Source organism: Arthrobacter sp. NPDC056691, from assembly GCF_042791415.1.
GTDB lineage: Bacteria > Actinomycetota > Actinomycetes > Actinomycetales > Micrococcaceae > Arthrobacter.
Genome location: NZ_JBHTXX010000042.1, coordinates 32,817 through 44,312, shown reverse-complemented (window position 1 = coordinate 44,312; position 11,496 = coordinate 32,817). Strand labels below are relative to the sequence as shown.

Here is an 11,496-nt window from a genome sequence, read left to right as displayed (position 1 = left end):
GCCCCTCCCCATCGTGGGGAGGGGCCGGCCTTTCACTCGATCAGCTGCCGCTCAACCGTGCCGGTTGATCAGCTGCTGGGTGACGGCGTCGGCGTCGCGGACGGGGACGTCGGGCTGCTGGCGGTCCCGGTGCTGCCAAGTCTCGCCTCGGCGTCGAGGGCCTTCTGCAGCGCGGCCGACAGTTTCTTCTGCTGCTCTCCGTATGCGGTGAAGTCGCCCTTCGCCAGTGCGGCCTGGCCGGCCTTGATGGCGTCGTTGGCTTCATCCAGGGCTGCCTTCAGCGCGGCCTTGGCATCCTCCGAGCCCGGCGAAGCGGGCGTCGTGCCGGGAGACGTGGGAGTCTTGCCGTTGTTTGGCGAGTCTCCGGCGCTTGCTCCGGACCGGCCGCCGAACAGCTTGTTGAGGGCCTCGTCCAAGGTGGGCTCGAAGGCGATCTTGTCGCCGAAGGCCACGAGTACCCGCTGCAGCGTCGGGTAGGAGGTCTCACCCGTGGACTTGAGGTACACGGGCTGGACGTAGAGCATGCCGCCGCCGGCGGGAAGTGTCAGCAGGTTGCCGTTGAGCACATCCGAGGCACCCTGCCGCAGCAGGTTAAGCGCCTGGGACACGGTGGGATCGGAGTTGAACTTGTTCTGCGCCTGGCCGGGACCGGGCACCTGTGATTCCGGCGGAACCTGCAGCAGCCGGAGCTGGCCGTAGCTCTCGGCCTTCACGCCCTTCTGTGAGCCGGCGTCGGAATCGGCCGCGAGGAAGCCGTAGAGGACGTTCCGGGCGTTGTTGTTGACCACCTGCGGAATGTAGGACGAGGTCAGCTGGAACGCGGGCGTCTTCTGGTCCGGCATCTGCAGCGACATGTAGAACGGCGGCTGCTTGACCTCCTGCGACACGGTGGGATCGTTCGGAACGCTCCACGCGTCGTCGTTCTTGTAGAAGCTCACGGGATCCGTGACGTGGTAGCGGCCCAGCAGTTCACGCTGGACCTTGAACAGGTCCTCCGGGTAGCGGACGTGGCTCATGACAGCGGCGGACATCTCCGAATACGGCTTCAGGGTGGAAGGGAACACCTTCTGCCAGGCCTTCAGGAGCGGGTCCTGGTCATCCCAGGCATACAGCGTCACGGAGCCGTCATAGGCGTCCACGGTGGCCTTAACCGAGTTCCGGATGTAGTTGACGGAGCTGTTGGGCAGCGCCACGTTGCGGCCGGCGGTGGTCTGCGAGTCCGTGGTGGCGTCGGAGAGCTGCTCCTGCTGCGAGTACGGGTAGTACTGGCTGGTGGTGTAGCCGTCCACGATCCACTTGACCCGGCCGTCAACCACGGCGGGGTAGGCATTGCCGTCGACCGTAAGGTAGGGCGCCACCTTCTGCACGCGCTCACGCGGGTTGCGTTCGTACAAAATCTGGGAGGCGTCGTTCACGCCGTCGGACAGCAGCAGGTCCGAGGACTGGAACTTGATCGAGTACAGGACCTTGTTAAGGAAGCTGCCAACGTTCGGGCCGCCGTTTCCGGTGAACGTGTACTGCGTCTCGCCGCCCTCCTTCGAGGCGGGGCGGTCCTGTTCGCGGTGCGGAGCGCCTTCCGGGGCACCCACGATTGAGTACTCCGGGGAGTCCTCACCGAAGTAGATGCGGGGCTCGTAGGTCGCGTCAGTGCCGAGGACACCGGTGGACGGGATGCCGGATTGCAGGAACTCCGGCTTACCGTCGACCGTGAACTTGTTGCCCTTCGCGGCAACCACACCGTAGCCATGGGTGTACACGACGTGGCGGTTCAGCCAGGACTGCTGGTCGGCGGCGAGGCCGTCCGGGTTGAGCTCACGCACGGCGATGACGGTGTCCTGCACCTTGCCGTTCACCGTGTACCGGTCAACGTTGAGCGCCTTGGGGAACTGGTAGTACGGGCGGAACTGCTCAAGCTGCGAGAAGGCGTCCGAGATCAGGTTCGGATCCAGGAGCCGGATGTTGGCCGTGGTCTGCGCGTCCGGGGCCAGGGCCCCTTGGGTAGTAGTGGTGGTGGCGTTGTACCGCTCCACCTTCACCTGGTCCAGGCCGTACGCCGACCGGGTCATGCCGATGTTCCGCTCGATGTACTTCCGTTCCAGGGTCTGCTCGGACGGGCGCACCTGGAACTGCTGGATGACCCACGGGTAGACGCCGCCGGCCAGGATGGAGGTGATGACCAGCATCGCCGTGCCGATCACCGGAAGCCGCCACTTGCCGATGATGGCCGCGACAATGAAGAGGATGGCCACGAGTGCCGCCGCCACGGCCAGGATCGCCTTGGTGGGGATGACGGCGTTGACGTCGGTGTACAGCGCGCCAGCCCAGCGGCCGCCGTTGTTCTGCAGTGCGGAGTAGCGGTCCAGCCAGAAGTTGATGCCCAGCAGGATCAGGAACGAGGCACCGGTGACGGCGAGGTGGATCTGCGCGGCGCGGCTGGTGAAGATGCCGCGCTCCATGATCCTGATGCTGCCGTACAGGTAGTGCGTGAGGATGCCCGCGATACCGGCCACTATTGCCACGCTGATCAGGAACCCGGTGACGAAGCCCAGGAACGGCAGCGTCATCAGGTAGAAGCCGATATCGAGCCCGAACTCCGGATCCTTCTGGCCGAAGGACTCCTGGTTGAAGAACAGCATGACCTTCTGCCACTGGCTGGAGGCCGCGCTGCCGGCGAAGAGCCCAAACAGCACGGGCAGCCCGATCATGACCACGCGCCGCACGGGTTCAAGCTGCGCCTGGTAGCGGTTGAGGTTGTCCCGGATTTCCGAGTCCGGCGCGTAGACCGGGCGGGCGTGGTAGGCGATCCGGATCGCGTAAAACACGGCCGCGAACATGATGAGGAAGCCGGCGGCGAAAATGCCGATTCTCGCCAGGTTCTCAGTCAGGAACACCTCGAAGTAGCCAAGCTGCTGGTACCACAGGACGTCCGTCCATACATTGGCGAAGAAGATGAACCCGACAACAACCAGCGCAACGACGATGAGCGTGGGCGTCAATGCACCGCGCCTTGTCTGGAGTCTTCCGGGCGGGGTGGGGCTGGCAGGACGGGACAAACTCGTACCTCATAGCTTTGTCAGTTGCTGGTCTTAATTTTAAGTTTTCAGTGGAGGCCACGCATAGCGCCGGCACCGGCTGTCAATTAGTGCCACGAGCGGACCGGAGCCTTAGTTCCTCGATTTAGTCTAGTTGTTGGTGCAGGTGGGAAGTCCCGACGTGTCGGCGCCCTTGGCGGCCAGCTCGACGGCGGACTTTGCCTCCGCCAGGTTTTCCACCTTGACCACCTGCAGCCCGTCCGGAACATGCCCCACAACTTCTGCGCAGTTCGCCGCCGGGGCCAGGAACATGGTGGCGCCATCGGCCCGGGCACCGTGCATCTTGACGGCAATGCCGCCGATCGGTCCCACCACGCCGTCGGGGGTAATCGTGCCGGTCCCGGCGATGTGTTTTCCGCCGGTGAGATCGCCCGGCGTCAGGGTGTCCGTGATGCCCAGGGCGAACATCATCCCGGCGCTGGGGCCGCCCACCTTGTCCAGGGAGATCTTTACGTCGAACGGGAAGGTGAAGCGGTACTGCAGCAGCACGCCCAGGATGTAGCGTCCGGACGGGTTCTTCGCTGGAGTCACCGTTTCGGTCACCTGCTTGCCGTCCCGGCTTACGACGACGACCGCGGGCTTCCCCTTTCCGGCGGCCAGTTCTTCCTGGATCACCTCAAGTGACGTGACAGGTTTGGCGTTGATGGAGGTGAAGACGTCCCCCTTCTGCAGTTTGCCCTGCGCGGCCGAACCCTCAGACAGGTCCGCCACTTCGAGCTTCTGCGTGTAAGGGATATCCAGCCCCTTCAGGGCCGCCGCCACAGCGTTTTCCTGCGACGTGGCCATGGCCACGGCACTCTCCTGCTGTGATTCCTCCTTGGTCACGCCCGTCGGGAAGATCAGTTCCTCGGGGTACACCGCCTTGGAGCCGTCAAGCCACGCCGAGAACGCCTCAAAGACACTCACGGGGCCGTTGGGGCCGCCGTCGACATAGACAGTGGTGAGATCGAGGTTGCCCTTGGCCGGGAAGGTCTCGCGGCCGGACACGCTAATCACCGGCTTCGTATTTTCCGTGCCCAGTGTGTTGAACGTGGGCCCGGGCGATTCCACCACGTAAGGGACGGGAAGAACCGCGGCCGTCACGCCCAGCCCGAGCGCAAGAAGCCCGGACAGTGTCATGGCGGAGATGCGGGGATCCCTGCCCCGGGCACGCCGCCACCGGCGGGCATCCTCGGTTCCGTCGGGATTCCCGCCACCGGCGGCAGGCGCCGGGGACTCCTCTGCGGGCTGGCCGCCCTTGGTTATCGTCACTGAAGGACCTCTCCGCACCGCGTCATTCAGCGCTGCACCGCGGCCGCAGCCCGGCGGACGGCCGGGGCGCAGCCTACATACGTTCCGGCTTCTAACACTACGCGTCCCGGCCTGCCGTTAGCTCTTTGCCTACAGCGAACGTCCCGGCTTTCGGCAGACAGCCACTCCCACACAGGGGTAGCGTGAAGTTGATTAATAGTCACACCGACGATCGGCGGGATCATGACCTCCAATCCACTCAATCCGTCCAACGGCGACGAAAATCCAAAGGATCCGCTGGCGGAGATGCTGCAGAACCTCATGGGCGGCAAGGGCCTGGGTGACATTGACCCCGCAGAACTGGCCAAAGCCGCCGGACTGCCGAACGATCCCAACCTGCTGGCCCAGATGTTCTCCCAGGTGCAGGCCATGATGAGTGCGCCCTCGGAGGGCCCCGTCAACTGGAAGCTCGCCCATGACAACGCCCGCCGTGTTGCCGCCGGCAGCGCCGACCCGTCGGTCACGTCCGCGCAGTCACGGGAAGTGGATGAGGCGCTGCGGCTCGCGGAACTCTGGCTGGACCAGGTGACGGACCTGCCCGCCACCGGCCTCATCGGCAAGGCGTGGTCCCGCGCCGAATGGGTGGAGGAGACGCTCGGCACCTGGAAGCGGCTGACGGAGCCGGTGGCCAACAGCGTGGCCAACGCCCTCTCCACAGCCATGACGGAGCAGATGCCGGAGGAGATGAAGTCCATGATGGGCGGCGCCTCGTCCATGCTGCAGAACGTGGGCGGCGCCATCTTCGGCATGCAGCTGGGCCAGGCCATCGGAGCACTCTCCACCGATGTGGTCAGCTCCACGGACATCGGCGTTCCGCTGGCCGATCTGGAGATGGCACTGCTTCCCGGCAACGTGGCCAAGTTCGGCGAGGGGCTCAGCCTTCCCGAAAACGACATCCGGCTCTTCCTCGCCGTCCGCGAGGCCGCCCACGCCCGCCTGTTCGTCCAGGTTCCGTGGCTTCGCGGGCACCTGCTCGGTGCCATTGAGGCCTACGCCCGCGGCATCCACATCGACACGTCGCGGATCGAAGAGCTGGCCCGGGATCTCGACCCCAGCAACCCGGAGGGAATCCAGGAGGCCCTGTCGCAGGGCGTCTTCATGCCCCAGCGCACGCCCGAACAGGACCAGGCCCTGCAGAAGCTGGAGACCGCACTGGCCCTTGTCGAGGGGTGGGTGGACGAGCTCACCGCAGCCGCCACCGAAAAAGTGCTCCCCTCCGCAGCGGCGCTCCGCGAAACGGTCCGCCGCCGGCGGGCCACCGGCGGTCCCGCGGAACACGCGTTCGCTTCCCTCGTGGGGCTGGAGCTGCGGCCCCGCCGCCTCCGCGAAGCAGCCACACTGTGGGCATCGCTCAAGGCCGAGCGCGGCATCGACGGCCGCGACGCCATCTGGAAGCATCCCGACCTCCTCCCCACTGCCGAGGACCTTGACGACCCCAAGGGATTCAGCGAACGCCGCAAGCTCGCCGAAGCCAGTGACAGCGAGGTGGACGACGCCCTCCAGAAGCTGCTGAACGGCGGCTTCGACAGCCTGGCTGACAGCGGTGACGAAAAGACCGGCAGTGACGAAGGCGAAAACCCTGCCGACGACGAGGGCGAGGCGCCGAAGGGCTAGTGTAGTTCCAGCCGAACTAGAGGCCGACGTCGAAGGGTAACCGCCCGGCGTCGGCCTCTTCTGTTTGTCCTGCATCGTCGGGGGCCAGCCCGCGCGACGTGGCAAAGGACACGCCTTCCAGGAAGGCTTTGGCACGCTCCGTTTCGGGATACGCCTCGAGCAGCTTCCAGAACGCCGCGTTGTGTCCCGCCACCAGCAGGTGCGCCAGTTCATGCAGCAGCACATAATCGATGACCCACTGCGGCATGGGCCGGAGCTTGTCGGAAAGCCGGATGGACCCGTCCGAGGGGGTTGCTGAACCCCAACGGGAGTTTTGGTTGCTGACCCACCGGACCGAGGCCGGGGCCGACCTGCCGCCGAGGTAGCTGGCCGAGAGCTGCGCGGCGTGCGCGGCCAGCGCCGCGTCGGAGGAAGGCCGCCGCCCGGCACCGCTGGAACGCTTCTCCCCCTGGGTCCGAAGCTTCTCCAGCATCCGGTGAACCCAGTCCGCTTCCTGCGCTCTGCTGAAGTGGGCGGGGATGGCCACGACGGCGGTGCCGTTCTCCCAGAAGGCCGCCACCGTGCGGCGCCGGCGGGCGGAGCGGCGGACCTCCACGGGAGCGCCGTCGTGGGTGGTCAGTGGCGTGCTGGTTTCTGGTTTCCCGGGCATTACAGCGTGCTGCTTTCCGTCAGGACCGCGAGGACTGCCTCGCCGTACCGCTCCAGTTTGGACGGGCCGACGCCGGCGAGCCGGGCCAGTTCCTCAAGTGAGGAAGGCCTGGCCTCGGCGATGGCTGTCAGGGTTGCATCGGTGAAAACCACGAAGGCAGGGACGTCGGCGGAATGCGCGACCTCCTTGCGCCATTCACGCAGCGCGTTGAACGTCTGTTCTTCATAGCTGGGCGGGCACTGGCTGCAGCGGCCAACCTTCCTCTCGGCTCCGCTGGCCAGCATGCTCCCGCAGACCCGGCACGAGGCGGGGGCGGCCGCCTTGCGGCGCGGCGTGGTTCCCCTCCCCGGGGCGGCCGAGCTGGCCACCGAGTCGGGGCGCAGCCCGTCGAGGAAGCGGGACGGCTTCCGGTTGGCGCGCCCGCCCGGGGTCCTGGCGGTGGACCAGGAAAGGGACAGGTGCTCGCGGGCACGGGTGATGCCGACGTACAGCAGCCTGCGTTCCTCGTCCACCGCGGCGGGATCGTCAGCGAAAGAGATGGGCATGAGCCCCTCACTCAGCCCCACGAGGAATACCGCGTCCCATTCGAGACCCTTTGCCGCGTGCAGGGACGCCAGCGTGACCCCCTGGACGGTCGGGGCGTGCTGGGCAACGGAGCGCTCCTGAAGCTCATTGACAAAGTCGGCCAGGCCGAACTGCGGCCCGCGGTTCTGCGCCAGCTCGTCCGCCAGGGCCACCAGCGCGGCCAGGGATTCCCACCGTTCCCGCAAGGCGCCGCCGCTGTGCGGGGCGGTGTCTGTGTAGCCCAGTGACGCGACGATATCGCGCACCAGCTGGCCCAGAGGCTGGGGGTCGGACTCGGCCACGGCACGGGTGGCTGCCCGGAGCTGGAGGATCGCGTCGCGGACCTCCTTCCGCGCGAAGAACCGCTCGCCGCCGCGAAGCTGGTAGCCGATCCCTGCCGACGCCAGAGCCTGCTCGTAGGCCTCCGACTGGCCGTTGGTGCGGAACAGGACAGCGATTTCACTCGCCGGCACGCCGTCGTCGAGGAGGGTGCGGATCTTGCCGGCGACCGTTGCAGCCTCGGCTTCGTCATCCGTGCACTCTGTGAAGTGCGGCTGGGGTCCGGGGTTCCGCTGGGCCACGAGCTTCAGCGGGGCGGCCCAGGCAGCGTCGGCCGCCGGTCCGCCGCTCCGGCGTGAGGCCAGCAGATCGTTGGCGAGCTTGACCACCTGCGGAGTGGACCGGTAGTCCCGGACCAGCTTGACCACGTTCGCGTCCGGGTACTGGGCCTTGAACCCGAGGAGGTGCTTCGGGGACGCTCCGGTGAATGAGTAGATGGTCTGGCTGGCGTCGCCCACAACGCACAGGTCGTTGCGGCCACCAAGCCAGAGCTCCAGGAGCCGCTGCTGCAGCGGCGAAACGTCCTGGTATTCGTCCACCACGAAGTGCCGGTACTGTTCCCGGACCGTCGCCGCCACCTTGGGGTCTTCCTGCAGGATGCCGACGGTGATCAGGAGGACGTCCTCGAAGTCGATGACGTTGCGGTCCGTCTTGACGTCCTCGTAGGCCTGGAACACCCGGGCCACGGCCGTGAGGTCAAAGCCTCCAGGCGCGCCCCTGTCCTGTGCGTTTTCCAGGTAGTTGGCGGGGGTGAGCATGGATACCTTGGCCCACTCGATTTCGGACGCCAGGTCCCGGATGGAGGCGCGGTCGGTACTGAGCCGGAGCCGTCGGGCGGCCTCGGCGATCATCTGCGCCTTGTGGTCCAGCAGGTTGGGCAGCGCCCCGCCCACCGCCTGCGGCCAGAAGAACTGCAGCTGCCGCAGCGCGGCCGCGTGAAATGTCCTGGCCTGGACGTTTCCGACCCCAAGGTCGCGGAGCCGGCTGCGCATTTCCGCTGCCGCGCGTGCCGTGAACGTGACAGCCAGCAGCCGCTGCGGGCTGTACACCCCCGACTGCACACCGTAGGCGATCCTGTGGGTGATGGCGCGGGTCTTGCCGGTGCCGGCTCCGGCGAGCACGCAGAGCGGGCCGGTCAGGGTGGTGGCCACTTCCCGCTGCTCCGCGTCGAGGCCGCCAAGGATCCGGTCCTCCAGGGAGGCGTTGCCATCAGGATTTTCTGTCGTCACTTCTTGCTGCTTGCTTTACGGGGATGGATGGGCTGCTCCGCCATGGAGGCGTTTACGGAAGTAGGTTTTTGCCGGCCTGAGGACTGTTCAGTCGTCAGCCGGACGGTCCTGGATCACGCCGCCGTACCAGTGCTCGATGAGGGACCTGGCGATGGAAAGCCTGGTGGAGATGACGATTTCACCGCTGAGCACGGCTTCCTGGACTTCCTCCCGGCTGAACCAGCGCGCCCTGGTGACCTCGACGCCGTCGGGCTTTGCTTCCGTGTCATCGGTGACGGCGGTAAAGCCGAGCATGAGGGACGCCGGGAACGGCCACGACTGGGAGCCGAGGTACTGGCATGCCTTGACCCGCACCCCCACCTCTTCCTGGATTTCCCGGACCACGGCCTGTTCCAGGGATTCCCCGGGCTCGACGAACCCGGCCAGCGTGGAGTAGTTCTTGGCGTCCAGCGGACCGCCTCCCCCCAGCAGGACACGGCCGTCCGGGCCAACCACCGTGACGATAATGGCCGGATCCGTGCGCGGGTAGTGTTCGGAGTTGTCAGCCGGGCACCGCCGGACCCATCCGCCGGCCTCCACGTTTGTGACGGCGCCGCACCGGGGACAGTGGGTGTGGGTGGCGTGCCAGTTGGCAATGGCACTGGCCTCAACGAACAGCGCGGTGTGGGTCGGATCCAGTTGCGCCGCGACGTCCCGGAAGCCTTCCCAGCTGGCTCCGGCGGGCAAGCCGGCCGGACCGGGGTCCACCGGTTCGGGCAGGATGAACAGCAGGACGCCGGTTCCTGCGGGAAGGTCTCCGGAGCCGAGTGCCGCGCCGAGATAGATGATATGCACCGGGCCGGACGCCGACCGTTCGAGCCGGTCCAGCAACGGTCCGGCCTCTGCCAGGACCAGTGCGTCCCCGTGGACCAGGGCGTGCCGGCCGGACAGGAGCATGGCCTTGGCCGTTCCCGCTGCCAGCAGATCCGGAACGAGGCCGGGCCTCATCCGTTCAACCGACCCCCTGTTGACCATTGCGGGCCGGACCGGCAGGACGGTGTCGAAGAGATGGTTGGCCGGCAGTTCGCCGGCCAACAGCTGATTTTCCGGCATCGCGCCGCCCGCTTGACCGACCGGCACTGCGGCCTCCGCATGACTCATGTATCCACCGTACTGACTCGCAGTGACAATTTACATTTCGGGCGGCCGCCGCCGGGCCTGGAGGTACCTCTCCGTTGGCCCCCGCGCAGCCATATTTAGGCGGATCTCGAGACTCGCCGCGACACATCATGGTCTTGGACGCCGCTCAATCTACCGTGGAACCGTGAGAAGAGAACCAATCGAACTGGCAGCTGTGGCCACCGCGGCAGTCCCCGGACTGAGCCCGACTGCTGTGAGCTCTGCCCCGGACGACCCGGCAGACTTTGATTCGGCTCTCCTTCTGGATGCCGAAGGCAAACGCTGGCGCGTCCGCTCACCCCGGCACGCGGAAGCCAGCACCAGGCTGGAGACCGAATTCCTGGTGCTGCGCGCGTTCGCACCCGGCATCCGGGCCGAACTGCCGTTTCTCATGCCCACGGTGGCCGGCACCGTCCGGCAGCAGAACCTGACCACCTTCGTGTACTCCCACCTGCACGGCGCCACGCGCACCGTTGAAGAGCTGACGGCTGGTCCGCAGGAGCTGGCGAAGGAGATCGGCACCGCCCTGGCGGCCATTCACGACCTGCCCCGCGCGCTGGTCAGCAACGCGGACCTGCCCAGCTACACCCCCAACGAGTTTCGCCAGCGCAGGCTCAATGAACTCGACATGGCCGCAACCACAGGCAAGATTCCGGCCCTCCTGCTGCGCCGCTGGGAGCACGCCATGGAAGACGTCTCACTGTGGCGGTTCAACCCCTGCGTGGTCCACGGGGACCTGCACGAGGACAACCTGCTGGTCGAGGGCCACCGCGTCACGGCCGTCACCGGCTGGACCGACCTGCGCATCGGCGACCCCGCCGACGATCTCGCCTGGCTCGTGGCATCCAATGAGCACGACTTCGTCGACGCCGTGGTCACGCACTACACCGCGAAGCGCCGGGACGCACCGGACACGCACCTGCTGCGCCGTGCCGCGCTCTCGGCCGAATTTGCCTTGGCCCAGTACCTTGTCAAGGGCATCGCGGCGGCCGACGCCGACATGATCGCCGAGGCCGAAGGAATGCTTTCCACGCTGGCGGACGACATCGCCGAATACGGCGGCCAGCCCATCAGCGTGGAACCGCTGCCCCCGGCCAAGCCCGACGCCGCGCCAGCCGGCCAGGCACCGGCCGCACCCGGCCTCGTCGACGCCCCGGCGGCCACCGACATTTCCGAGGCCATGCCCGCCGTCCACGTCACGCCCATCCCGGTTGTGGTGACTCCCATCCCGGTCGACGTGACGCCCATCCCGGCTGACGCGGCACCTGTCCCGGTTGACGCGAAGCCCCTCCCGGTCGAGGTGACGTCCATCCCGGCTGACGGGGAGGACGGCCGGGAGAACGCAGACCAGCCGTCAGACCGGGACACGTCGCAGGGCGCAGCGGAGGATTCTGACGCGGCGGAGGGTGCCGGCGCCCCTGGCGGTGCTGAAGCAGACGGTGCCAAGGTCGAGGCACCTGGGGATGCACCGGCCCCGAAGCCCTCAGGCACCGACACCTCCACTGTCGCCCTCACGGTGGTTGACGCCAAGACGACCTGACTGGCCAGCGTTCAACCGGCC

General features: G+C 67.0%; 7 protein-coding genes. 2 read left to right on the top strand and 5 right to left on the bottom strand.

All coding sequences use genetic code 11. The features are described from left to right. Positions 1-68: 68 nt before the first annotated feature. Positions 69-3,053: a UPF0182 family protein gene (locus ACFRAU_RS23470; RefSeq protein ID WP_377997779.1), complete on the bottom strand. Its 2,985-nt coding sequence runs from the start codon at positions 3,051-3,053 to the stop codon at positions 69-71. Between the two features lie 129 nt (positions 3,054-3,182). Continuing rightward, positions 3,183-4,343, bottom strand: coding sequence for a PDZ domain-containing protein (locus ACFRAU_RS23465; protein ID WP_377997780.1), 1,161 nt, complete (start codon positions 4,341-4,343; stop codon positions 3,183-3,185). A gap of 222 nt (positions 4,344-4,565) precedes the next feature. On the opposite strand from ACFRAU_RS23465, the gene ACFRAU_RS23460 reads away from it, so the two are divergent. Further along, complete coding sequence (locus tag ACFRAU_RS23460; RefSeq protein ID WP_377997781.1) at positions 4,566-5,996, top strand: zinc-dependent metalloprotease; 1,431 nt, start codon at positions 4,566-4,568, stop codon at positions 5,994-5,996. A gap of 16 nt (positions 5,997-6,012) precedes the next feature. On the opposite strand, the gene ACFRAU_RS23455 is transcribed toward ACFRAU_RS23460, so the two are convergent. The 3 genes from ACFRAU_RS23455 to nudC all read right to left on the bottom strand — a co-directional run bounded on the left by ACFRAU_RS23455 (position 6,013) and on the right by nudC (position 9,869). Continuing rightward, positions 6,013-6,645 carry a M48 family metallopeptidase gene (locus tag ACFRAU_RS23455; RefSeq protein WP_377997782.1) on the bottom strand — a complete coding sequence of 211 codons (633 nt, stop codon included), beginning with the start codon at positions 6,643-6,645 and terminating at the stop codon, positions 6,013-6,015. Continuing rightward, positions 6,645-8,777 (bottom strand): ATP-dependent helicase, encoded by a 2,133-nt coding sequence (locus ACFRAU_RS23450; RefSeq protein WP_378001699.1) that lies wholly within the window; start codon positions 8,775-8,777, stop codon positions 6,645-6,647. Before ACFRAU_RS23450 ends, ACFRAU_RS23455 begins: the two co-directional genes overlap by 1 nt. 87 nt (positions 8,778-8,864) lie before the next feature. Further along, on the bottom strand, positions 8,865-9,869 hold the full coding sequence (gene nudC / locus ACFRAU_RS23445; protein WP_378001698.1) for an NAD(+) diphosphatase: 1,005 nt from the start codon (positions 9,867-9,869) through the stop codon (positions 8,865-8,867). A 211-nt stretch (positions 9,870-10,080) separates the two neighbouring features. Here nudC and ACFRAU_RS23440 point away from each other — a divergent pair, with 211 nt between their 5' ends. Then, a complete protein-coding gene (locus ACFRAU_RS23440; RefSeq protein ID WP_378001697.1) occupies positions 10,081-11,475 on the top strand; it encodes a macrolide 2'-phosphotransferase in 1,395 nt (464 codons plus the stop codon). Positions 11,476-11,496 lie beyond the last annotated feature (21 nt).

What these genes read in the sequence shown, in the direction of transcription:
- ACFRAU_RS23455 (WP_377997782.1), bottom strand. Translation starts at nt 6,645, where the DNA reads ATGCCCGGGAAACCAGAAACCAGCACGCCACTGACCACCCACGACGGC.
- ACFRAU_RS23460 (WP_377997781.1), top strand. Translation starts at nt 4,566, where the DNA reads ATGACCTCCAATCCACTCAATCCGTCCAACGGCGACGAAAATCCAAAG.
- nudC (WP_378001698.1), bottom strand. Translation starts at nt 9,869, where the DNA reads ATGCCGGAAAATCAGCTGTTGGCCGGCGAACTGCCGGCCAACCATCTC.